Below are 24,193 nucleotides of genomic sequence, written 5' to 3' on the forward strand. Positions count from 1 at the left end.
TTAAATTATTTTAATAATAAAGCAATCTAAATTGATTATTAGCATATTTAATATGTTTATATATTATATTAGTATTGAAAACTATAATTTTCAAATTAGTATTTTAAAACCATAACACCACTCTGCGATTTTAATAAAACTAAAATTTTTTAACTCTTTACTTGCTAATTTTGTTTTTATATCAAGTTTGTTTAGCTTAGCAATACTTGCATTTAATTTATTCATATCATCAACACTTAGCTTTGCTACACGACCAAGCACCTTTAAAGAAGTTTGCTTGTCTTTTAATTCCGTTAAATCCATCAAAAGCTAATTTTATACCTATTTCCAAATCTAAGCCCATTTTAAGCTCTTATTAATACATGATTGTATAATACAAATGCGTGATATAAGTAGCTCTTATTGAGCGACAAGGGCTTTAAATGTATATTGTAGGCTAATATACAAGGCTTTAATGCTTCGCTAGCAAGGTGACTTAGTCTAGTCCGCCTGTCAATCAATATCATAAAATGACTCAATATAATATTTGCTATTGATATCGTTTGAAGTCAAATATATATAATGTTTAAGCACTTTGTAAATACTCATTTTAACTAAATATCAAATATGCTTTAAGTTAAGGCAAATGCAAGTGCCGTTGTTTTAAGTGTAGTGTTTTTTTTATATTTTGAATTTGATTTGTATAAAAGGTTTTAGTTTGTAAAACAAGAAAATTATTATTCTTGTTTTTTACTCTGGTATTTTGCTAATTCACTTTTTTGCATTTTTAATATATGTTCATCTGTTACTAGAACATAAAAAATACCTTCAAATACGCATACTTCTCTTATATATGCTTTTACTAAAACTTCTCTTTTTTTACTATTATCAAATTTAGCAGTTGCTTCAAAAGATATAATATCCCCTATTTTGGCCGGCGCAAAAAAACTAGTTCTTGAGCCTATAACACAGGTATTTTTTTTGTTAATTGCTACTTGTGCAACATAAGCTCCTGCAGAATATATAAAACCATTATGCGCTAAACCTTCAGAATCTGAAATTAATTCAGATGTTATTTTTAATTGCAGATTTGCTTTGTTTTCATCTGTTTCGGTAATGTTGCCACAAATTTCTGTATTTATTGTAGGGCAAGCTTCAACATTGATTTTAATCTCTGTAGAATTTTCTTCTATATCATTTTTTTCTTCAGCCATTTTATACCTTTAATTTTATATATATTCTTTTTGGTGCAGGATAACCTTCTTTTGTAAAATCATTATCTTCTAAAAAATCTTCCAAGCTATATCCATCAATCCAATCTGTTTTCCTTTGCTCTTCTATTGTTGTTTTAGAAGTTGCTAGTATTTCAAATTCTTTAAAATTAGCTTTTTTACACCAATTTTGCAATGCTTTAATACTTGGTATAAAATATACATTAGACATTTTTGCATAACTTGTATCTGGAACTAAAGCAAAAGGTTGTTCACTATCAAAATAAATAGTATCTAAGAATACAATCCCATTAGTGTTTAGACTTTGTTTTAATTGTTTTAGCATTTGCACTGGGTCGCTTCTGTGATAAATCACCCCTAAGCAAAAAATTACATCAAATTTATGATTGTAGCTTGGCAAATCAGCTACCCCTAATCTCTCAAATACAATATTCGTTTTAAATAAGGAATTTAAAAAAGTAAATTGCTCATAGCATCTTTGAGAAGGGTCAAATCCGACAATCTTAGTCGGTCTAAATTCTTGCATTCTAAACATATAATAACCATTGTTGCACCCAACATCAGCCACTATTTTATTCTCAATACAACCAATATGCTTTTTTAAAATATTATATTTTATATTGCTTTTCCACTCACTATCTATAAAAATATTATTTATTTTAAAAGGCCCTTTTCTCCAAGGTTTAAGGCTTTTTGCTTTAATTAATAAATCTTCTTCATTTAATGTATCATCATAAATTTCAACAATATCATCAAAAATAACTTTCATTATCCCTCATGCCCTAAAATTTTTGCTGTTAAATCTATAAAAACATCATTTAGCATTTCATTTAGCAAAGCATCATTATTAAATATAAATTCTTCAACTTGTGTATAGTCTATATTTTGCTTTTCTAATAATAATTTTAATGCTAAAAATTCTTTACTATGCGTTACTATAGTATTTTGAACTGCACCTCTTGGTGCGTTTTGTAATACATCTATTAGTTTTTCTTCTGGTGTGGTCTCAAATAATTTATCAAAATCATCCATTTTAATTCTCCAATAACTTATTTAAATAAAAATATATTTTAACTAAATAAATTATCATACAATTGATTTTTATGTTTTGTTTTTTTGTATTGATTTTGCTTTTTTATTTTCTCTAGAGTATTAAATTTGCTAATTAATTCAAATCTGTCTAATTGAGAAAAACAGCATAAATTTACAAAATTTTCTAATTCTTTTGAATATGTAGAATCAAGATAAACTGGCTCACATTTATTTAGTAATTTTAAATTCTGCTCTATACTAGACGCGAAAATACCATCTGAAAAATCTTCTTTTTTTAAGGCTAAAGCAAAGCGATTAGCAGCTTTTTCTAAAGCTCTTAAGTATTTTACACGCTTTGCTTTATCGTTCATAATTATTTATTAGCTCTTTCTATATACTCGCCTCTTTGAGTATCTACTCTAATAACTTCCCCTTCTAATACATGGAAAGGTATTTGAACAACTGCACCGCTTTCTAAAGTAGCTGGCTTTTTATTAGAGCCTTGTGTGTCACCCTTGAAATTCGGTTGAGTTTCAACTATTTTTAACTCAACAACTTGCGGAACTTCAACGCCTATTGCTTTTCCGTTATGGAATAATACACTTACATTCATACCATCAATCATCCATTTTCTACTTTCGCCAACATCTTCTTCTGTTATAGCTACTTGCTCATAAGTCTCATTATCCATAAATTGGCAAAATTCTCCATCATCATATAAATATTGCATTTCTTTTTCTACTAAATTAGGAGATTCACATTTATCACCTGCGTGGAAAGTTTTTTCTAAAACCTTACCATTTATGAAAGATTTTATTTTTATTCTTACGAAAGCAGGACCTTTACCTGGCTTTACATGTTGATATTCCACTATTTTATAAGGAACACCTTCTATTTCTATTTTTAAACCCTTTTTTAAATCACCCATTGAATAAGATGCCATTTTGTTAATCCTTTAAAATTAAATTAAATCCAAATTTCTTCAAAATCAGAATTGATATTATAGTTTTTTAAACTATCTATAAGGTAATGCAATAAAGAAATATTGTTAGTATCTATGACTATCTGAGAATATTTTTTATTATTAATTAAAAAATATTTCAAATTTAAATTAGATATAGTTTGTTTTACGCAAAATAAAGAATAATTATCGTTTTTATCTATATTTAATTTAAAAAATTTCTTTTTACTTAAATTACCTGTATCTTGTAATTCAAAATGAACATAAAGTTCATTTGATATTGGGTAAGAATCTCCCAATTCATCTTTAGCTAATTTAGCATACCACTCATTATTTGATATTTTATTTTTAATAATTTCAATATTTTCATCAATAATTTTAGAAATCTGCAAATCTTTATAATTTGCAGATTTTATTAATAGCATTAAAACCAATACTAAAATAAAAAAAATTATTCCAAATATAAAATATAACGAGTGTTGTTTCATTACTATTGTAATTGATCTTTAATTATATCACCTATTGTAATTTTATCATCAGAATTAAATTTTTCTAAATCTTCACGAGTTTTAATTAAATTTAATTTTTTTATACTTAAGCGAATTTTACCATTTCTAGTGAAAATTAAAGCTCCTTCAATTTCATCTCCAATATTAGGCTTAACTTCTCCTAAATCTTCATTTTTAATTAAAGCTTCAACTTTATCATTTACTTTAACGAACACTCCAAAGTCTTTAATATCGCTTACAATACCTTTAATAACATCACCTAATCTATGTTCTTTAGCAAATAATGAACTAGGACTTTCTTCTAAATGTTTAACACTTAAAGAAATTTTTTGGTTTTCACTATCAATTTTTCTAATTTTAACTTTTACTTTATCCCCTACTTTATAAACTTTTTTGCAAGTTTCATTTTCAGTCCAAGATATATCATCATTTAATAATAAACCTTCAATATTGTCAATTTTAACAAAAGCTCCAAAATTTGTAATAGTGCTAATCTCGCCTTCAACAATATCTCCTGCTTTAAATTTCTCATTAAAGCCATCAAAAGGTTTTGGAAGTAAATTTTTAAGAGATACTCTTAAACGGCGTTTTTCATAATCTATTTCAATTACTTCAACATCAATTTCTTGACCTTCTTTTAAATAATCTCTTGGATTTTTAACATTTTTATCCCAAGAAATTTCACTTATATGTAAAAATCCTTCAATATCATTTCCTAAATCTACAAAAGCTCCATAATTTTCAATATTAGAAACTACTACTTTTAAAATATCTCCAATTTCTAAGCTATCTTTAATTTCATCCCAAGGGTCACTTAAAGCTGCTTTAATTGATAAAGAAATATGTTTCTTCTCTTCATCATATCCTACAATTTTTACTAAAACTTTATCCCCTTCTTTGTATAAAGTACTAGGATTTACAGGACCTTTATAAGATATTTCGCTATAATGAACTAAGCCATCAACTCCACCAATATCAACAAACATTCCATAGCTTGTAAGTTTTCTAACAACACCTTCTTTAAGTTCTGAATCGTTGATTATATTATTAATTAATTCTTTTTTCTTTTTGCGGTCTTCTTCGTTTGCTTTTCTTTTTGACACAACTATACTTTGTGTTTCTTCATCAATTTTTAATATTTTAACTTTAATTTTTTTATTCATTAAAGTATTAATTTCTTTATGAGAGCATTGTGATTTTGGTAAGAAAAATTCTACTTCATTATTATCTACTGCAACAAAACCACCACGATTTTTTCCTATGATTTTTACTTCAAAAGTATCGTTATTGTCTTCATTATAGTTTTTAATAAATTCAACTACTTTTTCTTTACGAAGTGCTTTTTTGTATGATAATAAACGGCGTCCATTATAACTACCTACAACTGTTACTTTAATAACATCATCAACATTAAATAATAGCTTATCATCTTTTGTGATTTCACTAATGTTTAAAACACCTTCTGATTTATCTTGTATATCAACAAATACTTCGTCGCCTTCAATTTTAATAATTTTTCCATCAATTACTGAAATATTTTCAGGATTTTTTTCGCTTTCAAACTCATCTAACATTGCCGCGAAATCAATGTTTTCTAAATCTTCTAAATTGTTATGAGCTCCATTTAACTTAGCCATTTTGGTCCTTTTGTAATAAAATTAATCAAATTAAGAAATGATTGTGCCCTATTCTATCACTATTTCACTTATGACTATTTAATATTAAGTAAAATTTTCTATTTTTTTAACAACTTTATCAATAATCCATTCAGGTGTGCTAGCTCCTGCACTAATTCCGCATAGATTTTTATCCTTAAACCAATTAAAATCTAATTCATTTTCATTTTCAATTAAATAACTATCTTTGCAATGCTCTTTTGCTATTAAAAATAATTGCTTTGTATTTGAGCTATTTTTACCGCCAACAATTATCATAACATCACTTTTCATTGCAAGAATTTTAATAGCTTCTTGGTTTTTAAATGTTGCATCGCAAATTGTATTAAAAACTCTTACTTCTTTTACTTTTAACATTAAAAAATTAGCTATTTGCATAAATTTTTCTACTTTTTTTGTAGTTTGACTTACTAAAGCTACTTTATTTTTAAACTTAATATCTATCAGTTCTTTTTCATCTAAAACTACATAATTATTAGTAGTAGCATAACTTCTTACGCTTTTTACTTCTGGATGATTGCTATCACCAAAAATAACAATTTCATACCCTTCGTTGCTCATTTTTTCCACAATTTCTTGTGGCTTTTTAACGAAAGGGCAAGTTGCGTCTATAATTTCTCTACCACTTTCTTTTAATATGTCTAAGTCTTGTTTTGTTATTCCATGCGTTCTTATAATAGCCTTTTTCTCATCATTTAATTCTGTTATATCATTAATAGTCTTTACATTAAAATCGTTCTTTAATCTTGATATTTCATCATTATTGTGAATTAATGGCCCAATGGTGGCTGCATCTTTAGTCTTTTCTGCTTGTTTGATAGCTCTTTTAACTCCAAAACAAAATCCGTAACTTTTAGCTAATTCTATTTTCATATTTTATTGTCTTTCAAATAAAGATAAAATTTCATAAAAATTTGTAAAAGAAGCATCTACACATTCAACATTGTCAATTTCTATTTCATAATCTTTAGCTAGCAAAGAAAAACTCATAGCTATTCTGTGGTCTGCAAAACTTTTTAGCATTACATTATTATTTTTTATACTTTTTCCAACAACCATAAATCCATCTTCAAATTCTTCATATTCAACACCTAAAATTGAATAATTTTCAAGGACAGCCTTTATTCTATCGCTTTCTTTTACTCTTAATTCTTTTGCATTTTTGACAATAGAATTTCCTTCAGCATATAAAAATGCTATTGATAATGCTGGTATTTCATCAATTAGCCAAGAAATATTTTCACTAACTTCAACAGCTTTTAGCTTAGAACTTTTTATAGTAATGGTTCCTATATTTTCATAATCATTTTTCTCTATTTGATATGTAATATTTGCCCCCATTTTTTCAAGAATTTTAAATGCTTCAATTCTAGTTTTATTTAAAAGCATATTTTTTAAAACTAGAGTGGAATTATCACTGATAGCACATAAAACAGCAAAGAAAAATGCAGAAGAAGGGTCATTTGGAACTTCTATTTCATACGATTGTAATTTATCTTGTAATGGTTTTACTTCTATTTTAGAACCATCTGTTTTTATTGGTGCTTTTATCATTTTTAATAAATTTTCTGAATGGTCTCTGCTTAATTCGCTTTCGTATATTTCGCAACCATTACTCAATAATCCAGCTAATATTAATGCGGTTTTTACTTGTGCTGATTTTAGAGTATTTTCAAAAGTAAAATAATCTATTTTTTCTCCCCTAATTGCTAAAGGAGCATAATTTGCCCCTTCTCTACCATCAATTTTAGCCCCTAGTTTATTAAGTATATCGCTTACTCTTTTCATAGGTCTTTTGTTTAAATATTCATCTCCGCTTAAAACAAACAAACCATCTTGACTAGCTAAAAAACCAATTAAAAGTCTCATTAGTGTCCCAGAATTTCCACAATCTAAAACTACATTAGGAGATTTGATAGCATTAGGCGGTGTTATAACTAATTCATTTTTATCTTCATATATTTTTATTGTCGCACCTAAATTTCTTACAACTTCTAAAGTATGTAGGCAATCTTGTGCGTAAAGATAGTTTTTAACCTTACACTCCCCATTAGTTAATAAAGAAAATAAAGCAGCTCTATGAGAGATAGATTTATCTGCAGCTATATTTTCCAAAACTAAATCAAATTGTTTATTTAATGCTTTTATTCTCATCTTAATTTTAATCCTATTTTATCTAATTCACTAATAATTTCATTCATTTCATTATTTATATCATCATTTTTTAATACTTTTTCATCATCAACAAATGAAAAACTTATACTTAAACTTTCATAATCTTTTAAGCTTTCATCTTGATATAAATCTACGATTTTAAAATCTTTTAAATTCTTAATGTTTAATTTATTTATAGTTGATTTTATAACTGAATAATCATAATTTTTAGGCACTAAAATACTTAAATCTCTAGTTGTTCCTTGGAATTTTGAATAAGCTTTTGCTTGTATAAAATCATACTCTAAAGCATTAAAATCAATTTCGCATAAATAAGTAACCGGTAATTCTAATTCATTTTCTAAATGTAAATCTAATCTTCCAACTACCCCTATTTTTTGATTGTTTTTATAAATATCAGCTCTTTCAAATTCGCTAAATAAATGATAATCACTAGATTTTAATTGGAAATCCTTTAATATTGTTTTTAATTCATTTAAGAATGTGAAAAAATCAACATTTTTAGGTTTTGCATGATTTTTTAAATTTGCATTTTCACTTAAGCCAGAGCTAATTAAAGCAAATTTTTTATTTTCTTGTCCGTTTTCATCAAAGACACTACCAATTTCAAATAATTTTACTGATTTTCTTGAATTATTAAAATTAAAACTAGCTTGTTTTAAAAGTGTGCTAATAATAGAACTTCTTAGCGTATTCATTTCATTTGTGATTGGGTTTATAATTTCATTTTTGATATATTTTAAATTTAATTTTTCTAAAAATTCTTTGCTATCAAAAATATAGCCAATACTTTCAAAATATCCACACATTAAAGCCCTATTTCTTAATTCAAGAGATTTTTTATATTTTAAATAAGTGTTGTTTGTTCTGTTCAATTCATAAAAATCAAGTGGTTTAGGCTTAATATTATCAATGCCAATCATTCTTACTATTTCTTCACAAATATCAGCAGAATTATTAATATCGTGTCTATAAAATGGAACTTTTAAATATAGATTATCTTCAGCAATACTTAATTCAAACCCTAGTCTTTTTAAAATTTTCACAACATCATTTTTTTCGCAAGACTGACCTATCATATTTTCAAGCTCGCTAATATTACAATTAATTGATATTTTTTCTTTGCTTGGGGTATTTTGACAAGAACTACCATAAATTTTAATGTTTTTATTAAGTTGTAACAAATTAAATAAATAATCAATTCCTATATTAAGCTCTGGTTCGCTGCCCCTAAAACTTCTATAAATATCTGTATTTTTATAATTTTTATGAGTATTTGCGATTATTTTAGGATTTACATAATTTGCAATTATGATTATTTTTTTACTATCTTTATCTATTTTAAATTCTTCATTTTGTGTAATTCCAGCAATTGCTAATTCTTTATCTTTATACTTAATAACAAATTCTTTGTTTTCTTTGGTTTTTACATCTAAACTTATTTGCTCGCATTCATTACATAATTTGCTTAAATCAACTGCATTAAATAATACCCCGCTTGCATGTGTTGTATAAGATAATAAGTTTTCTATAGCATTATCTTTTAATTCTTCAATACTAGCTAATCTTAATTTAACCTTTAAAGTATTTTCAATATTATTTAATAATTCTATTGCTTTTATATTTAAATTACCATCAATTCCATCACTAAAATGAACATTCAAAATTCTTCTAATGCCTTCTGCATTATCAACATCTTTAAAAGGTTTCTTTTCTTTTAAATTAATATCTAATGCTGCACTTAAATCTCTTGCTATACCATTAATACTTAAGCAATCCCCACGATTAGGAGTTAGCTCAATTTCAATTAATTCATCATTAAATAAAGGATATTCGCATAATTCTTTACCTAAAGTAAGTTCGCCTATACTATTATCTAAAACCATAATGCCATCATTTATTTTGGCAAATCCAAGTTCAGTTGATGAGCATATCATTCCATTGCTCTCAACCCCACGCAATTTAGCTTTTTTAATAGTAATATCACCAATTTGTGCACCTTCTAAACTAACTGCTACAAATTGCCCTGCTTCAACATTTTTAGCTCCACATACGATTTGCAAAACTTCATTACCAACATCTACTTGGCAAATACTTAATTTTTCAGCATCAGGGTGCTTTTCTTTACTCATTACTTTTGCAACTACAACTTTTTTAGGAGCTATAATTGTAGTTACTCCATCAACTTCTAAACCTATGCTATTTAAAGTTTTTACTAATTCATCTGTGCTAATATTTTTTAAGTCTATAAATTCATTTAACCAATTCTTACTAATTATCATTTAAATTGCTCCAATAATCTTAAATCTCCTTCAAATAATGACCTTAAATCAGGTATTTTATGAAGTAGCATTGCAAATCGCTCAACTCCTAAACCAAAAGCATATCCGCTAACATTTTTATAGCCAACATTTTTAAATACATTTGGATGAACCATACCACAACCCATAACTTCAATAAAGCCAGTTTGCTTACAAATTCTACAACCACAACCGCCGCAGAATACACAAGATATATCAACTTCTGCACTAGGCTCTGTAAATGGGAAAAAGCTTGGACGAAATCTAACTTTTACATCTCCGAACATATATCTTAAAAATTCTTCTAAAACATATTTTAAATTAGCAAAAGATATTTTATCCCCATCTTCAACCACAAGCATTTCTATTTGATGAAACATAGGAGTGTGTGTAATATCAAAATCTCTTCTAAATACGGCACCAGGTGCAATCATTCTAATAGGTGGATTTTGTTGTTTCATAGTTCTTATTTGCACCGGACTTGTTTGAGTTCTAAGTAGTAATTTATCTATAAAATAAAAAGTATCTTGCATATCTCTAGCAGGATGTGATTTAGGTAAATTTAAAGCTTCAAAATTATGAAAGTCATCTTCAATCAACGGACCTTCTTCAAGACTAAAATTTTGTCTTAAAAAATAATCAATTATCTTATCCATTGTGCTCATTACAGGATGAAGAGCACCAGAATTTGAACGCTCATCAAAATAAGCAAAATTGAAAGCATCTTTTTTAGCTTTTGCTTTTATAAATTCATCTTTTAAATATTTTTGCTTTTGAGTAAATTTATCGTTAAATTCATCTCTTAATTTATTTAAAATTTCTGCTCTTTGTTTTTTTTCATCACCTTCTAAGTCTTTTAACTTAGCAAATTCACTTGTTAAATAACCTTTTTTACCAAGAATTTGCACCTTTATTTGCTCTAATTCTTCAAGCGAAGAACAATTATCTAAACTAATTAAAATATCTTCCAAGAGTTAGCCTTTTTATTGATTTTTTACAATTTTAGTGTAAATTACATAAATAAACGATTAAGACTATTAAAAAAAGGAAAGAAAATGAGCGATTTAAATGTTTTTGAAAGAATTGTAATAGGCGAACTCCCATCTAGTAAAGTTTTAGAAAATGATGAATTTTTAGCATTTCACGATATAGACCCAAAAGCTCCTGTTCATATATTAATAATTCCTAAAAAAAGATTTGTAAGTTTTCAAGATGTTGATGGTGCTACAATGGCGAAAATGACAGATTTTATTCACGAAGTTGCAAAATTATTAGGACTTGATAAAAGCGGATATAAATTACTTACTAATGTAGGTGCTGATGCAGGACAAGAAGTGTTTCATTTACATTTTCATATGCTAGGTGGATTAAAACTATTTATCCCAAAAGTTGAAGAAAATAAAGAAGCATTATTTTAATTTAAATTCCTAGCATTTAGCTAGGAATGTTTTAATATTCTAAATCAGGTTTGATTGTTTTAGAAGTTGAAGCAGGTAAGCTAGGATATGCAATATCAGGCATTTTACCTGTTAGTGATTTTAAGAATGTAATTATTAATTGTGATTCTTCATCATTTATTTCTATTCCTAATTGGATTTTTCCCATTAATTTAACAGCTTCATCTAATTCCCAAATAGCACCATTATGATAATAAGGTGCGGTTAATTCAATGTTTCTTAATGTAGGAGCTTTAATTAAACCATCGCTATCTCCTTTAAAATCACCTATATTTGCATATTTATATTTATTAGCTACTTCAAATGCTTGTAGTGTCCCACCAAGATTAATACCTGTATGACAAGCAGTGCAACCTTTATCTATAAATAGTTTTAATCCTTGTTTTTCTTCTTTACTTAAAGCTTTCTCATTACCATTTAAAAATTCATCAAATCTTGATGGAGTTATTAAGGTCCTTTCAAAAATACCAATACTTGTAGCAATTAAATCAAAATCAATTTTTTTATCTCCATAAGCTTTTTTAAAATCATTAACATATTCAGGAATTGAAGTAATTTTGCTCACAACTTCACTTGGTATAGCTGCCATTTCTACTGATGATTGAATAGGCCCTTTTGCTTGGTCTTGTAAATGACCTGAACGACCATCCCAAAATTGCGAAGAATTAAATACAGAATTATAAACCGTTGGAGAGTTTAGATGATGTGGATTAGGAGACCATTTATGCCCTGTACTTGCTGGAACTCCATCAGTTCCACCTAAACCTAAATTATGACAGGTATTGCAAGATATAATTCCACTTTTTGAAATTCTTGGGTCAAAATATAGTTTTTTACCAAGCTCAACTCTTTCTTTAGTGGTAGGATATTCTACATAATCAGGTGCATATTGTTTAATTAATTCTTCTAATTTGGCTTTATTGCTAGGTATAGCAACCAAACCTGCTTCTTTTGCTTCATCAATTAAACTAGCAGCATTTAAACCTACTAATAAACTTAAAGATAACATAATTTTTTTCATTATTTTCTCCTTTTAATTAAAGTAAAAAGATTATAAAGTTTTTTAGATAATAAAAAATATTATTTATATAAAATTTTATAATTTTATAATTTATTTTTTGATAAAAAATATTATTTAATTCATCACTATACTTTGTGTAAAAATTAAAATAAATATCGTAATAATAGTGTTTTGAATAGCTAGAAAATAGAATTAGATTGTAAATAAAGTAAATATAGAAATAGAATAATTTTAGGTCTTAATGAAAAGACCTAAAATATTAAATTAAGATTTTTTTAGTGCTCTAATTTTTGCACTTAAGCTAAATAGTCTTATAAATCCTGCTGCATCAAATTGATTATAAACTTCATCTTCACTAAAAGTTGCAAAATCTTTATCAAAAAGACTATTAGGAGAGCTTTTACTCATTGCATTGCAATTGCCTTTATATAATTCTATAATTATTTCTCCATTTAAATCTTTGCTAAATTCATTAATCGCAGCACTAATAGCAGCTCTTGTAGGGCAAAACCACTTACCATCATACACTAAATAGCTCATTTCAAGTCCTAACATAGCTCTTAATTTTAAGCTATCTCTATCAAGAACGATTTGTTCTAACGCTCTTAAAGCAGTATTTATAATTGTTCCGCCAGGTGTTTCATAACATCCCCTTGATTTCATTCCTACAAGCCTATTTTCTACAATATCAATCCTACCAACTCCGTGTTTTGCCCCTATTTCATTAAGCTTATTTAAAGCTTCATAAGGACTTAGACTAATATCATTTACCTTTGTAACCACACCTTTTTCAATGCTTAATTTTACTAATTCAGCTTCATTAGGAGCGATTTTTGGATTTACACTTAGACAAAAACAATCTTCATTATTAAAAGTTGTAGTATCTTCTAAAACTCCACCTTCAGTTGAAATATGCCAAGCGTTTGCATCTTTGCTATAGATTTTTTCTTTACTCGCAGTTGTTTTAATATTTTTTAACGCTAAAAAATCAAGCAAATCTTCTCTTGATTTCATATTCCAAATTCTCCAAGGAGCTATAACTTCTAACTTAGGTGCTAGTGCGTTTATAGTATATTCAAATCTTACTTGATCATTTCCTTTTCCTGTAGCTCCATGTGCGATAGCATCAGCATTAATGCTTATTGCATAATCAACTAAAGCCTTAGCAATTACCGGTCTTGCCATTGAAGTGCCTAGTAAATATGTGCCTTCATATAATGCCCCGCTTAAAATTGTAGGATATATATAGTTTTTAACAAAATCTTCTTTTAAATCAACTACCACACAATCTTTTGCTCCTGAATTAAACGCCTTTTGTTTAACATCTACTAATTCATTTTTATCTTGACCCACATCAGCTACTAAAGCATACACTTCACAATCATAATTTTCTTTAAGCCAAGGAATAATTGCTGAAGTATCAAGACCCCCACTATAAGCTAAAACAATTTTTTTCATACTTTCTCCTTAATTATCTAAATCGTATTTTTGTAATAATTTTACATAAGTTCCGTTGTCTTTTAGAATTTTTAATGCATTATTAAAATCATCTTTTAATTTTGTATTACCTTTAGCAAATGCAAAACTCACTCCATCACCTAAAATTGGTGTTTTAGCAAATACGCTAAGTTCAGGATAGGTATTAATATAGCCTTTAGCCACAGCAGCGTCTAATACAAAACCATCTATTTTTTTATTAACGGTTGCTAAAACAAAAACTATTAATTCAGAATTTAAATATGGTTTTACGCCTTTAATTTTACTAACTTCATCAGCTTGTAAAGTGCCCAATTGAGCTCCTAATTTAGCCCCTTTTGATAAATCTTCTAAAGAATTTATATTAGTATTTTCTTTTAATTTAACATAATAATTTACCCCGTTATAATATGAATTAGAAAAATCAACACTTTTTGCTCTTTGTGGGGTTTCATTCATTCCAGAAGCTATAACATCAATTTTTCCCGCTTTTAAAGCATTGATTAAACCATCAAATTCAATAGCAACAAATTCAACTTTAATATCTAGTATTTTTGCTATTTCTTCCACTAAATCCATATCAAATCCAACAATTTTACCATCTTTCATATATTCAAATGGTGCATAACCTGGAGATGTTCCTACTTTTAAAATATCTTGAGCAAAAATTTGTGCAACTAGTGCAAAACCTAAAAATAACTTTTTCATAATTAATCCTTTTAATAAAAATAAATAACTAAATTGCTTAAAGCAAAAAACTAAAATAACCTAAATAACAATGATAAAACTAACAATAATAAAAATTAACAATGATAAAATCTGGGAAATTAAAAAATAGTAGTAAGCATCAACGAAGTCTTAAAAATAATTTAGCAACACTCTTTTGCATTTTTTCTCCTTTAAAATAATTTAAATAATAATATCAATATTTTTTGTTAATGATGATAAAAAATTATTTTTTTTGTTAATTTCGTTACGATTTGTAACAAAATTAACAAAATTTATATTAAAAAATATCACATTTCATATTTTTCTAATAATTTTTCATAAATTCCTTGACTTTTTACAATTTCTAAAGCCTTATTAAAATCATCTCTTAATTTAATATTGCCTTTAGCAAATGCAAAGCTAGTGCCACCTTTTTCTTTTATATCTTTAAATATTTCAATTTCTTTATAGGTATTTAAATATCCTCTAGCTACTAATTTATCAACTATAACAGCATCTATTTTGCCATTTACTAATGCTAGGATTAGATTTGAAATTTCAGAATTTAAAAATGGTTTTGCCGAAGGAATTTCATTAAGCATTGCAGCTTGAATTGAACCTAATTGCACTCCTACTACTAAATTATTTAAATCTTTAATATCAGTTCTTGATTTTAATCTTAAAAAACAATTTGAACCAGTGTAATAAATATCACTAAACTCAACATTTTTTGCCCTTGCAGGAGTATTGCTAAGTCCTGAAGCTATCACATCAATTTTGCCTAATTTAACAGCGCCCATTAAAGCATCAAAATCCATAGGAACAAATTCTACTTTAATATCCAACACTTTAGCTATTTCATTTACTAAATCTATATCAAAGCCAACGATTTTTTCATCTTTTATATATCCAAACGGAGCAAAACCAGGCGACATACCAACTTTAATCAAATCTTGTGCGAAAATTTGCATTACAAATGCTAATAAAATAATTAATTTTTTCATAATTTTTCCTTATTCCATATCATATTTTTTTATTAAATTATCATAAATTCCACTATCTTTTATAATTTTAAGTGCCCTATTAAATTCATCTCTTAACTTTGTATTTCCTTTAGCAAAAGCAAAACTTAGACCATCAGTTTTTTCTTCAGTTTTCTTAAATACAACTAAATTTTTATAATTTCTTAAATATCCTTTGGCTACAGTTTTATCTACTAAAACAGAATCAATTTTGCCACCAACTAATGCTAAGATTAAATTTGAAGTATCAGCATTTAAAAATATTTTTACATCTTTAAATCTAGCTAATATATCAGCTTGAATTGAGCCTAATTGTGCTCCTATAGTAAGTCCATTAATTTCATTAATATCAGTTCTTGAAGATTGTTTTAAAAAATAATTACTACTTATGTAGTAAAAATCACTGAACTCAACGCTTTTAGCTCTTTCTGGTGTATTTCTAAGCCCTGAAGCTATCATATCAATTTTTTTAAGTTTTAAACCACTTATTAAACCATCAAAATCCATAGGAACAAATTCCACTTTAATATCCAATATTTTAGCCATTTCATTTACTAAATCTATATCAAATCCATATGCTTTACCATCTTTCATATATCCAAATGGTGCATATGCTGGGTCAATTCCAACTTTAATCAAATCTTGTGCGAAAATTTGCATTACAAATGCTAATAAAATAATAAATTTTTTCATAATTTTTCCTTTAAAAACAATAAAACAAATTTATTTTCAAGCAAATAAAATAAAGCTATAAAGCTTAAAATGCTAAAAATAAAAAACTAAAAAAAATAAACAATAATAAAAATTGGGAAATTAAAAAATAAGAGTAAGGGTCAATGGGCTTTAGTTAATAATACAAAAGAATTTAGATTGTTACAATTTAACATTTTATCTCCTTTAAAATTTTTTGCAAAATATATCATAAAATAGCAAATAATATTAATTATTTATAAAAAATATTATTTGCTTTAAATTTTATACTTTTTTGAAGAGTTTTAAGAGTTTTAACGTTAATTTTTTTAATATACTAGATTTTTGCGAAGCTAAATATTCAGCAATTTCAGTTCTTCCAAACATTAAAGCAAATGTGTAAGGAGTCATTCCTAAACCATTGTTTTCATCAATATTCGCTCCATTTTCTACTAGCAGTTTTACGATATTTAAATAACCTTTAAAGCAAACTCCAGCTAGTGGAGTTTGACCTTTATCATTTTTCATATCAACATTTGCACCATTGCTAATAAGCATTTGAGCGCATTCGTAAGAGCCGTTATAACAAGCCAACATTAAAAGTGTGTTTCCACGATGGTCTTTAAAATCAACATTAAATCCTGCCTTTATCATGTTAAGGAGAGTGTTGTAATCGTTATTTCTTGCAAAATCCAACGCCATTTTACATAATTCATCGTATCTTGCTAATTCGGCACTACTTAATTGCATTTTATTTTCCTAAAGCTTTTCTTACGCCATTTGCATATTCAGGGCTAATTTTTTCAAAATGTGCTAGAGCTTTTGCAATGATTTCATCTTTTACACCATCAAAACTTGCTGCTAGATTTTTATATAGTCTTTCTTTTTCATCAGCAGGTAAGATATTAAATAGATTTCTTGGTTGTGTATAAAAATCATTATCAAGCGGAGCATATCTAGCTGCACTACTACCTATTGCCAAATCAGGCTCAAGATATTTAGCATTTTCACTTGCACCACCTAAAGTATTTGGCTCATAATAAGCACCATTAGATAAATTATCACCTATACCAAAATTCATAGCACCTGCAACATTATATGTGCTAACTTCATTTCTAGCTCTATTTACAGGTAATTGATGATAGTTTGCACCAATTCTGTATCTTTGTGCGTCAGGATAGCTAAAAATTCTAGCTTGAAGCATTTTATCAGGGCTAAAGCTTATACCTGGAACAATATTGCTTGGGCTAAATGCAGCTTGCTCTACTTCATTAAAGTAATTTTGTGGATTGCGATTTAATATCATTTCTCCAACTTCAATTAACGGAACAATGCTATGAGGCCATACTTTTGTTAAATCAAATGGATTAAATCCAAGTTTTTCAACTTCGTTTTCTGCAAGGATTTGAACTTTTACGCTCCAAACAGGGAAATTTCCTTTTTCAATATTCTCGTATAAATCTCTTTGATGAGATTCTCTATCTTTTGCTATGATTTTTTCTGCTTCTTCATTTGTTAAGCACTTAATTCCTTGTTTGGTTTTAAAGTGAAATTTAACCCAAAATCTTTCATTTTTATCATTAATAAATGAATAAGTATGAGAACCATATCCATTCATATGGCGATATGATGCAGGAATTCCTCTATCACTCATAAGAATTGTTACTTGATGTAGTGCTTCAGGAGTTAAAGTCCAAAAATCCCACGCAGCATTATTGCTTCTTAAATGAGTTCTTGGGTCTCTTTTTTGAGTATGAATAAAATCAGGGAATTTGTAAGCATCTCTTAAGAAAAATGTAGGAGTATTATTACCTACTAAATCCCAAATACCTTCTTTTGTGTAAAACTTAATTGCAAAGCCACGAACATCCCTTTCAGCATCAGCTGCACCTGCTTCACCTGCAACTGTTGAAAAGCGTAAGAAAAGTGGAGTAACTTCACCCTTAGCAAAAACTTTTGCTTTTGTATATTTGCTAATATCTTGTGTTATTCTTAATTCTCCATAAGCTCCACTTCCTTTTGCATGAACTGCACGCTCTGGAATTCTTTCTCTATTTTGATGAGCAAGTTTTTCAATCAATTGATAATCTTGCATTAAAAGCGGTCCCATTGCACCTGCACTAAGTGAGTTTTGATTTGAACCTATTGGGTTACCAAAATCCGTTGTTAATTGTTTCATTATATCTCCTTTTAAAAATGTGAAGTAATAATAAATAACATAGGATAATAATTGGTAAATAATAAAAATTATTATCTAAAAAATTTTTTAGCTAATAATTTTATTCTATTTTATATGAAATTAGGAGCGTCATTTGAGAATATTATTAAATCCTTTTCTTTAGTTTCATTAGCTAAAGTTTCAATTAATTTTGCTTTATCTTTTAGAATGATTTTTTTAATTTTTAATTTCTCATCATATATTCTAGCATTAGTCTCGCTTGTAATAATTGCTAAATCAAAACATTCATTAATTACTTCGCATAGTTTTTTGTTTAACTCTTCACTTGCTTCAATTATGCCTGGACTAACTAAGACTTTTTTACCTAAGTTATAATCTTTAATTATTCTATAGCTATCACTCATACCATCATAATTACCATTAAATCCATCATCAATTATAAATTTTGGCTCACGAGAGATGATTTGTAATCTATGTTCTGTAGCTTTTAAATTAGCTATTTCTTTGCTAATTTGCTCGTAATTTAAACCTAAAGCCTTAGCTAGGTAAATACAAGCACATAAATTACTAGCATTAAAACTACCTAATAAATTAGCAAAATACTTTTCATCATTGCATTTAAAACTAAGCCCATCTAAACTAGCTTTTATCTCACTTAAAGCACTATCATAGCTAAAGCTCTCCCCTACACTACTATGAGTAATTGCTAATTCTAATCTAGTGCTTTTTAGGGCTTCTTTTTTAACTTCTTTAGTATTTTCTATATTTTTAAAATATTCTAAATGAGCTGTGCCAATTTGTCCTATTATTACATAATGAGGGCGGACTAATTTTGTGATTTCTTCTATATCGCCCTTTTTTCTAGCACCTGCTTCTATTATTAATAAATTTGTATTTGGGTCTAGGTTTTCATTAATATCTTTAATAAGTCCTAAAAGAGTGTTGATACTACCTTTAGCATAATGAATTTTAAAATAGTTTTTAGTAATACTAGCTAGGTAATGTTTGATACTTGTTTTGCCATAACTTGCAGTGATTAATACTACTTTACAATCTTTTAAATTGCTTATTTTATTATAAGCTTTATTGTAAAAACTCTTATTTACAAAATACTCACAAATATACGAAAGTAAAAATGCAAAAATTATAATATCTAAGGTATGTGGGTCAAGTTTGTAATAAAAATGAATTGGGGTAAATACAAAAGCACCTAATAAATTAAATAAAAATAATCTCTTAATCCTAGCTGTAAATACTAAAGGTTTATCAATATTTTTTGCTAAAAAAATTAAAGCTAAAAGATAAATTATAGCTACTCCTAAGGCTAAAAAATGATTAATATCACAAGTAATTACATAGAGTAAAAAAGGTGCTATTAGATAATAAAAATGCCAACGCTTTTTAGAAAAATTAAATAAAACTCTTTTAAATTTATAATTATTTAACTGCAATACTAAAGCTAAATAATAAAGCATCAAAAAAGAAAACGCAAAAGAAACTATATAAATCATAAAAATAACCCTTCGTTAAATACATTTAATTCATTAATAAATTTATTTTTATCGCCTTTATATAACATATAAGTATGATTTTTTATTTCAGTGATTTCAAATAAATTTAAATGTTTTTTGATTTCGCTAATGATTAATTCGTTATTTTCAAAAAACACAACTTTAGAGCCTTCGCTCATTTTGACTATTTCATTATTGTCATTTAAAAATATAAAATCTAATAATTTAAGATTTGAATAATTGATATTTAGTTCTTTAAATACATTGATTTTTGCAAATTGTTCTGTAAATATTATAGGTATAAAAACATTGTAATAATACTCATCATTTAATATTAAATCTTGATAAAAAAAACTAGAGCGTTTAATAATTTCATAAGAATACTTTACATTTTCATAGCTTAAGCTTAATTTATCTAAATATTCCTTGCTTGAGCAAAAGATTAAATTATTTTTTAAAATATTTTCAAAATCATAAAATAAGTCATTTTTTAAAGTAGTAATATTTAGCCTATTTAAACATTCTATGCTTAATTCATCTAATAAAACCACCCTTTTATCAATTGAATAAAACGCAAGCAATCTTGTTAAAGCAAATTCAAAATCATTTATTTTTAAAAATGCTACTTCTTTATCACTAATTGATAAATCCTTAGTGCTAATTATTGCATAAGCACCTTTTTTAATAGCTTCATTTGCCAATACTTGTTCATCAGTAAAAAACGCACTAGCATTAGTAACGCTATTTAAATTAAGGCAAAAATCTTTAAGCCTAGAAACACTAGGCTTATTAATAATTTTTGCATTAATTAATTCTGAAAAATTAGTTATTTCCAATTTTTATCCAATCACTGCACCATTTTCACATTTAGTAAGTGGTGTTAATAAAACTAAGCTTTCATCTGAATTTTTAGCACTTAAAATCATACCTTCACTTAAATGCTTAAATACTTTTCTACTCTCTAAATTAGCAAGTAAAATAATTTGTTTGCCAACTAAATCTTTAGCATTATAATATTTCGCAATTCCACTTAAAACTTGTCTTTTTTCAGTTCCTAAATCAAGTTGGAATTTTAATAATTTCTCACTACCTTCTATATTTTCACATTCTAAGACGGTTGCTACTTGCATTTTGATTTTTGCAAAATCATCAATTTTGATTTTTGGCTCTTTTAATTCTTTTTTTACTTCTTCTTTGCTTTCAATTTTAAGTTCAACTCTTGAGAATAAATGTTCGCATTCGTTTAAATTAAATTCTTTTTGTAAATTAAACATATCGTTATATGTTTTAGTATCAATATTTACTCCTAAAGCATTAGCTATTTTTGCACTAGCTTTTGGCATAACAGGACTTAATAAAATACTAGCATTTTTTAAAATGTTAAAAATTACCGCTAATAAGCTTTGAGTTTGTTTGCTTTCGTTGTTTTTCATCATAGTCCAAGGCTCATATTTTGAAACCATTGCATTTGCTATACTTAAAGCTTTCATAATTTCGCTTATATATTCATTCATTCTAAGCTCATTTATAGCATTTATACTTGCTTTAAAATATTCATTTGCCTTATTTAATTCTTCACTAAATCCTGATTCAAATTCCACTTTTAAATCAAAATATTTTTTAGCCATTGATATGCTTCTGCTTAATAAATTACCTAATTCATTTACTAATTCAGCATTTATTTTATTAACCATTGCAAGTTTGCTAAAATCTCCATCATTTCCAAAAGGCATTTGAGATAATAAAAAATATCTTAAAGGCTCATTGCCAAATTCATTTTTAACATCAATAGGATTTATTACATTTCCTACACTTTTACTCATTTTTTCGCCTTCAACCGTCCACCAGCCGTGCGCTCCTATCATTTTAGGCAACTCTAAATCAAGGCTCATTAAAAAACAAGGCCAATAAATTGCGTGGAATTTTAAAATATCTTTACCAACTAATTGAATATTTGCAGGCCAAAAAGACATTTTTTCATTATTATCTAAATACCCTAAAGCACTCAAATAATTACTCAAGGCATCAAGCCATACATAAACTATATGCTTACTATCATTTAATTCATCAGGTATTTTTATACCCCAAGAAAAGCTAGTTCTAGTTACAGATAAATCCCTTAAGCCTTGTTTTACGAATGCTATTACTTCGTTTTTTTTGCTAGCTGGCATAATGCAAGTAGGATTATCTTCATACCATTTTAATAATCTATCTTGGTATTTGCTTAATCTAAAAAAATAGCTTTCTTCTTTTAAAATTCTAGTAGGCTTTTTACAATCAGGACATTTATCATTATCAAGTAATTGAGTTTTTGTATGAAAAGTCTCGCAAGATACACAATAATGACCTTCGTATTCATCTTTATAAATATCGCCTTTTTCATACATTTTTAAAAAAATCTTACGAACGCAATTTTTATGATTTTCATCAGTTGTTCTAATAAAATAATCATTACTAATTTCAAGTTCAGCCCACAAATCTTTAAAACTTTTACTAACTTTATCAGCATAAGCTTTTGGACTTTCATTGTTTTTGATAGCGCTTTCTTCTATTTTTTGACCATGCTCATCAGTGCCTGTTAAAAAGAAAGTCTCATCTCCTTTAAGTCTAGCAAATCTAGCAAGCGTATCAGCAATTATAGTGGTATATGCGTGACCTATATGAGCTTTGTCATTTACATAATAAATTGGAGTTGTAATATATGTTTTCATCTAAATCCTTAAAAATTAAAATCTTGTGAAGCACCTTGCGACATATTTTCATAAGTAGCCTTTACAAAAGCATTTCTTATATCGCACTCACAGAGCTTTTCACAATCTATACAAGATAATTTATTTTGTGTTTTTTGTTGGCAATCTTGCAAATTTTTTTTAGCAATTTGCAAATTACTCTCATAAATATTCATCTAAATATGCCTTTTCACTGATTGAACCAAGATAACAAGGTGTGCTTGCGTGAATTGTGCTAAATTTTAAATTAAGTAAACTCTCATATCCTTTAGAGCCTTTTATCCCATCACTTGAAAATCCACCAGCTTTTTCGTAAATATAAGCGAAAGGAAATACTTCAAATAAAGCCCTAAGTTTTCCTAATTTACCATCATTTAATGTAGCTTCGCTTGTATTTGGATATGAAAATAATCCACCACCCTTTATTAAAATCTGATGTAAATCACTAACCATAGCACCGCTATATCTTAAGCGGTATCCATCACTAAATATTTTATCAATCATTGCTTTATGAGCCTTGCTCCAATCTTTTTGAGTTCCGCCTGTTGCGTTTAATTTACCTTTTTCATTTAGTTTTAAATCTTTTAAGAATTTAAATTCTTTTCCATCGTATTCATATAATTTTGGCTCATTTATACAAACTACTAATTGGGTTCTAGGACCATAAATTGAATAAATAGCTGCTTTTAAACTATTAGGCTCTGCAGTATTTTCATAGATAGCAAATATACTCCCTACTGCAAAATTAACATCAAATAAAGAAGAGCCATCAAGTGGGTCATATGCAACTATATATTTTGCATCATCGTATAAAAATTGCGGATTTTCTTTTTCTTCACTGATAATTGCTTTAATTGAGCCAATTTTACTAAGCTCGTTTGTAATTATCATATCGCTTAATACATCTTGTTTTAATTGTAAATCCCCGCTAGCATTGCTTAATTCTGTATAGCCATATTCAGGGTTATCAAAGCTTTGCTTAATCTTTAAAACGCTTTGTTTTATAGCTTCTATTATTTCTTGCATTAAATCTCCTTAGCATTATTCAAAACAAATTCACTAATACTAGCAATATCATCTAAATTAAATTGCTTTAAACCATAATCTTTATTAGAATAACTAGCTAATGCTAAAGAATATTCTAAATAACTCTCATCAACTTCTTTGCAAAACACACATAATCTTGGTAAAGGCAAACTTTTAAGTCCTTCAACTAAAACAATATCAGCACTAAATTGCTTTATTATCTGCTCTATTTCTAAGCTTTCGTGATAAAAAATAGTGGTTTTTACAGGGCTTAAAACTGCAACTTCAGCACCCGTTTGATAGAATTTAAAACTATCTTTACCATTCGTATCAAATACTGCTTTATCTTTTGGGTCGTGCTTAATTATTGCTACCTTTAAGCCAAGCTTTTGTAAATGCTCTGAAATTTTACAAATTAGTGTAGTTTTGCCCGAATTTGATGGGCCAGTAAATGCGAATGCTTTTTTCATTGATTAACCTTTTTTATTAAAAATTATAAATTTATAAATT

General features: G+C 27.2%; 26 protein-coding genes. 1 reads left to right on the plus strand and 25 read right to left on the minus strand.

Going from position 1 to position 24,193, the window contains the following annotated elements; genetic code table 11:
• Positions 1–90: 90 nt before the first annotated feature.
• From AVBRAN12642_RS03970 to pheS, 12 genes are all read right to left on the minus strand, one after another.
• On the minus strand, positions 91–303 hold the full coding sequence (locus AVBRAN12642_RS03970; RefSeq protein WP_336607972.1) for a hypothetical protein: 213 nt from the start codon (positions 301–303) through the stop codon (positions 91–93).
• Positions 304–716: 413 nt separating this feature from the next.
• The gene (locus tag AVBRAN12642_RS03975; protein WP_214117512.1) at positions 717–1,193 is read right to left on the minus strand and encodes a PaaI family thioesterase; all 477 of its coding nucleotides are present in this window, start codon (positions 1,191–1,193) and stop codon (positions 717–719) included.
• 1 nt (position 1,194) lies between these two features.
• Positions 1,195–1,980 (minus strand): tRNA 5-methoxyuridine(34)/uridine 5-oxyacetic acid(34) synthase CmoB, encoded by a 786-nt coding sequence (cmoB, locus tag AVBRAN12642_RS03980; protein ID WP_336607121.1) that lies wholly within the window; start codon positions 1,978–1,980, stop codon positions 1,195–1,197.
• A complete protein-coding gene (locus AVBRAN12642_RS03985; RefSeq protein ID WP_214117514.1) occupies positions 1,980–2,243 on the minus strand; it encodes a DUF2018 family protein in 264 nt (87 codons plus the stop codon). The genes cmoB and AVBRAN12642_RS03985 overlap by 1 nt, the downstream gene beginning before the upstream one ends.
• 38 nt (positions 2,244–2,281) lie before the next feature.
• Positions 2,282–2,614 (minus strand): hypothetical protein, encoded by a 333-nt coding sequence (locus tag AVBRAN12642_RS03990; RefSeq protein ID WP_214117515.1) that lies wholly within the window; start codon positions 2,612–2,614, stop codon positions 2,282–2,284.
• Between the two features lie 2 nt (positions 2,615–2,616).
• Entirely contained in the window at positions 2,617–3,186 is a 570-nt protein-coding gene (gene efp, locus AVBRAN12642_RS03995; RefSeq protein ID WP_214117516.1) for an elongation factor P, read from the minus strand.
• A 23-nt stretch (positions 3,187–3,209) separates the two neighbouring features.
• Positions 3,210–3,692 carry a hypothetical protein gene (locus AVBRAN12642_RS04000; RefSeq protein ID WP_214117517.1) on the minus strand — a complete coding sequence of 161 codons (483 nt, stop codon included), beginning with the start codon at positions 3,690–3,692 and terminating at the stop codon, positions 3,210–3,212.
• A 2-nt stretch (positions 3,693–3,694) separates the two neighbouring features.
• The gene (locus tag AVBRAN12642_RS04005) at positions 3,695–5,350 is read right to left on the minus strand and encodes a 30S ribosomal protein S1 (protein ID WP_214117518.1); all 1,656 of its coding nucleotides are present in this window, start codon (positions 5,348–5,350) and stop codon (positions 3,695–3,697) included.
• Between the two features lie 84 nt (positions 5,351–5,434).
• Complete coding sequence (locus AVBRAN12642_RS04010; protein ID WP_214117519.1) at positions 5,435–6,262, minus strand: 4-hydroxy-3-methylbut-2-enyl diphosphate reductase; 828 nt, start codon at positions 6,260–6,262, stop codon at positions 5,435–5,437.
• A gap of 3 nt (positions 6,263–6,265) precedes the next feature.
• On the minus strand, positions 6,266–7,543 hold the full coding sequence (gene aroA, locus AVBRAN12642_RS04015; protein WP_336607122.1) for a 3-phosphoshikimate 1-carboxyvinyltransferase: 1,278 nt from the start codon (positions 7,541–7,543) through the stop codon (positions 6,266–6,268).
• Positions 7,540–9,846 (minus strand): phenylalanine--tRNA ligase subunit beta, encoded by a 2,307-nt coding sequence (gene pheT / locus AVBRAN12642_RS04020; RefSeq protein ID WP_336607123.1) that lies wholly within the window; start codon positions 9,844–9,846, stop codon positions 7,540–7,542. Before pheT ends, aroA begins: the two co-directional genes overlap by 4 nt.
• Positions 9,843–10,835 (minus strand): phenylalanine--tRNA ligase subunit alpha, encoded by a 993-nt coding sequence (gene pheS / locus AVBRAN12642_RS04025; protein WP_336607973.1) that lies wholly within the window; start codon positions 10,833–10,835, stop codon positions 9,843–9,845. The genes pheT and pheS overlap by 4 nt, the downstream gene beginning before the upstream one ends.
• Positions 10,836–10,919: 84 nt before the next feature.
• Between pheS and AVBRAN12642_RS04030 the strand changes: the two genes are divergently transcribed.
• Entirely contained in the window at positions 10,920–11,282 is a 363-nt protein-coding gene (locus AVBRAN12642_RS04030; RefSeq protein ID WP_214120332.1) for a histidine triad nucleotide-binding protein, read from the plus strand.
• 31 nt (positions 11,283–11,313) lie between these two features.
• Here the strand turns inward: AVBRAN12642_RS04030 and AVBRAN12642_RS04035 are convergent, their stop codons facing one another.
• The 13 genes from AVBRAN12642_RS04035 to mobB form a co-directional block, all read right to left on the minus strand.
• On the minus strand, positions 11,314–12,342 hold the full coding sequence (locus AVBRAN12642_RS04035; RefSeq protein ID WP_336607974.1) for a cytochrome-c peroxidase: 1,029 nt from the start codon (positions 12,340–12,342) through the stop codon (positions 11,314–11,316).
• A gap of 264 nt (positions 12,343–12,606) precedes the next feature.
• A complete protein-coding gene (locus tag AVBRAN12642_RS04040) occupies positions 12,607–13,800 on the minus strand; it encodes an argininosuccinate synthase (RefSeq protein ID WP_336607975.1) in 1,194 nt (397 codons plus the stop codon).
• A gap of 9 nt (positions 13,801–13,809) precedes the next feature.
• Positions 13,810–14,526: a transporter substrate-binding domain-containing protein gene (locus AVBRAN12642_RS04045; RefSeq protein ID WP_214117526.1), complete on the minus strand. Its 717-nt coding sequence runs from the start codon at positions 14,524–14,526 to the stop codon at positions 13,810–13,812.
• Between the two features lie 308 nt (positions 14,527–14,834).
• Positions 14,835–15,530, minus strand: a complete 696-nt coding sequence (locus AVBRAN12642_RS04050) for a transporter substrate-binding domain-containing protein (RefSeq protein ID WP_336607976.1) — start codon at positions 15,528–15,530, stop codon at positions 14,835–14,837.
• Between the two features lie 9 nt (positions 15,531–15,539).
• Positions 15,540–16,241, minus strand: a complete 702-nt coding sequence (locus AVBRAN12642_RS04055) for a substrate-binding periplasmic protein (RefSeq protein ID WP_336607977.1) — start codon at positions 16,239–16,241, stop codon at positions 15,540–15,542.
• Between the two features lie 282 nt (positions 16,242–16,523).
• Positions 16,524–16,988, minus strand: a complete 465-nt coding sequence (locus AVBRAN12642_RS04060; RefSeq protein WP_214117529.1) for an ankyrin repeat domain-containing protein — start codon at positions 16,986–16,988, stop codon at positions 16,524–16,526.
• Position 16,989: 1 nt separating this feature from the next.
• A complete protein-coding gene (locus AVBRAN12642_RS04065) occupies positions 16,990–18,417 on the minus strand; it encodes a catalase (protein WP_336607978.1) in 1,428 nt (475 codons plus the stop codon).
• 110 nt (positions 18,418–18,527) lie between these two features.
• The gene (locus AVBRAN12642_RS04070; RefSeq protein WP_336607979.1) at positions 18,528–19,928 is read right to left on the minus strand and encodes a UDP-N-acetylmuramoyl-tripeptide--D-alanyl-D-alanine ligase; all 1,401 of its coding nucleotides are present in this window, start codon (positions 19,926–19,928) and stop codon (positions 18,528–18,530) included.
• On the minus strand, positions 19,925–20,764 hold the full coding sequence (locus AVBRAN12642_RS04075; protein WP_336607980.1) for a hypothetical protein: 840 nt from the start codon (positions 20,762–20,764) through the stop codon (positions 19,925–19,927). The genes AVBRAN12642_RS04070 and AVBRAN12642_RS04075 overlap by 4 nt, the downstream gene beginning before the upstream one ends.
• 3 nt (positions 20,765–20,767) lie before the next feature.
• Positions 20,768–22,639 carry a methionine--tRNA ligase gene (gene metG, locus AVBRAN12642_RS04080; RefSeq protein WP_336607981.1) on the minus strand — a complete coding sequence of 624 codons (1,872 nt, stop codon included), beginning with the start codon at positions 22,637–22,639 and terminating at the stop codon, positions 20,768–20,770.
• Between the two features lie 8 nt (positions 22,640–22,647).
• Entirely contained in the window at positions 22,648–22,833 is a 186-nt protein-coding gene (locus AVBRAN12642_RS04085; RefSeq protein ID WP_214117534.1) for a hypothetical protein, read from the minus strand.
• The gene (locus tag AVBRAN12642_RS04090) at positions 22,820–23,683 is read right to left on the minus strand and encodes a class 1 fructose-bisphosphatase (protein ID WP_214117535.1); all 864 of its coding nucleotides are present in this window, start codon (positions 23,681–23,683) and stop codon (positions 22,820–22,822) included. The genes AVBRAN12642_RS04085 and AVBRAN12642_RS04090 overlap by 14 nt, the downstream gene beginning before the upstream one ends.
• On the minus strand, positions 23,683–24,153 hold the full coding sequence (mobB, locus tag AVBRAN12642_RS04095; protein WP_214117536.1) for a molybdopterin-guanine dinucleotide biosynthesis protein B: 471 nt from the start codon (positions 24,151–24,153) through the stop codon (positions 23,683–23,685). The genes AVBRAN12642_RS04090 and mobB overlap by 1 nt, the downstream gene beginning before the upstream one ends.
• Between the last annotated feature and the right edge of the window lie 40 nt (positions 24,154–24,193).

Origin of the sequence: Campylobacter sp. RM12642, from assembly GCF_020137635.1 — a bacterium.
Taxonomy (GTDB): Bacteria; Campylobacterota; Campylobacteria; order Campylobacterales; family Campylobacteraceae; genus Campylobacter_E.

What these genes read in the sequence shown, in the direction of transcription:
- AVBRAN12642_RS03985 (WP_214117514.1), bottom strand. Translation starts at nt 2,243, where the DNA reads ATGGATGATTTTGATAAATTATTTGAGACCACACCAGAAGAAAAACTA.
- AVBRAN12642_RS04050 (WP_336607976.1), bottom strand. Translation starts at nt 15,530, where the DNA reads ATGAAAAAATTAATTATTTTATTAGCATTTGTAATGCAAATTTTCGCA.
- aroA (WP_336607122.1), bottom strand. Translation starts at nt 7,543, where the DNA reads ATGAGAATAAAAGCATTAAATAAACAATTTGATTTAGTTTTGGAAAAT.
- efp (WP_214117516.1), bottom strand. Translation starts at nt 3,186, where the DNA reads ATGGCATCTTATTCAATGGGTGATTTAAAAAAGGGTTTAAAAATAGAA.
- AVBRAN12642_RS03975 (WP_214117512.1), bottom strand. Translation starts at nt 1,193, where the DNA reads ATGGCTGAAGAAAAAAATGATATAGAAGAAAATTCTACAGAGATTAAA.
- AVBRAN12642_RS04045 (WP_214117526.1), bottom strand. Translation starts at nt 14,526, where the DNA reads ATGAAAAAGTTATTTTTAGGTTTTGCACTAGTTGCACAAATTTTTGCT.
- mobB (WP_214117536.1), bottom strand. Translation starts at nt 24,153, where the DNA reads ATGAAAAAAGCATTCGCATTTACTGGCCCATCAAATTCGGGCAAAACT.
- AVBRAN12642_RS04000 (WP_214117517.1), bottom strand. Translation starts at nt 3,692, where the DNA reads ATGAAACAACACTCGTTATATTTTATATTTGGAATAATTTTTTTTATT.
- AVBRAN12642_RS04035 (WP_336607974.1), bottom strand. Translation starts at nt 12,342, where the DNA reads ATGAAAAAAATTATGTTATCTTTAAGTTTATTAGTAGGTTTAAATGCT.
- AVBRAN12642_RS04085 (WP_214117534.1), bottom strand. Translation starts at nt 22,833, where the DNA reads ATGAATATTTATGAGAGTAATTTGCAAATTGCTAAAAAAAATTTGCAA.
- AVBRAN12642_RS04010 (WP_214117519.1), bottom strand. Translation starts at nt 6,262, where the DNA reads ATGAAAATAGAATTAGCTAAAAGTTACGGATTTTGTTTTGGAGTTAAA.
- AVBRAN12642_RS04070 (WP_336607979.1), bottom strand. Translation starts at nt 19,928, where the DNA reads ATGATTTATATAGTTTCTTTTGCGTTTTCTTTTTTGATGCTTTATTAT.
- AVBRAN12642_RS04060 (WP_214117529.1), bottom strand. Translation starts at nt 16,988, where the DNA reads ATGCAATTAAGTAGTGCCGAATTAGCAAGATACGATGAATTATGTAAA.
- AVBRAN12642_RS04030 (WP_214120332.1), top strand. Translation starts at nt 10,920, where the DNA reads ATGAGCGATTTAAATGTTTTTGAAAGAATTGTAATAGGCGAACTCCCA.
- AVBRAN12642_RS03970 (WP_336607972.1), bottom strand. Translation starts at nt 303, where the DNA reads ATGGATTTAACGGAATTAAAAGACAAGCAAACTTCTTTAAAGGTGCTT.
- AVBRAN12642_RS04005 (WP_214117518.1), bottom strand. Translation starts at nt 5,350, where the DNA reads ATGGCTAAGTTAAATGGAGCTCATAACAATTTAGAAGATTTAGAAAAC.
- metG (WP_336607981.1), bottom strand. Translation starts at nt 22,639, where the DNA reads ATGAAAACATATATTACAACTCCAATTTATTATGTAAATGACAAAGCT.
- pheT (WP_336607123.1), bottom strand. Translation starts at nt 9,846, where the DNA reads ATGATAATTAGTAAGAATTGGTTAAATGAATTTATAGACTTAAAAAAT.
- AVBRAN12642_RS04055 (WP_336607977.1), bottom strand. Translation starts at nt 16,241, where the DNA reads ATGAAAAAATTTATTATTTTATTAGCATTTGTAATGCAAATTTTCGCA.
- AVBRAN12642_RS04090 (WP_214117535.1), bottom strand. Translation starts at nt 23,683, where the DNA reads ATGCAAGAAATAATAGAAGCTATAAAACAAAGCGTTTTAAAGATTAAG.
- AVBRAN12642_RS04065 (WP_336607978.1), bottom strand. Translation starts at nt 18,417, where the DNA reads ATGAAACAATTAACAACGGATTTTGGTAACCCAATAGGTTCAAATCAA.
- cmoB (WP_336607121.1), bottom strand. Translation starts at nt 1,980, where the DNA reads ATGAAAGTTATTTTTGATGATATTGTTGAAATTTATGATGATACATTA.
- AVBRAN12642_RS03990 (WP_214117515.1), bottom strand. Translation starts at nt 2,614, where the DNA reads ATGAACGATAAAGCAAAGCGTGTAAAATACTTAAGAGCTTTAGAAAAA.
- AVBRAN12642_RS04040 (WP_336607975.1), bottom strand. Translation starts at nt 13,800, where the DNA reads ATGAAAAAAATTGTTTTAGCTTATAGTGGGGGTCTTGATACTTCAGCA.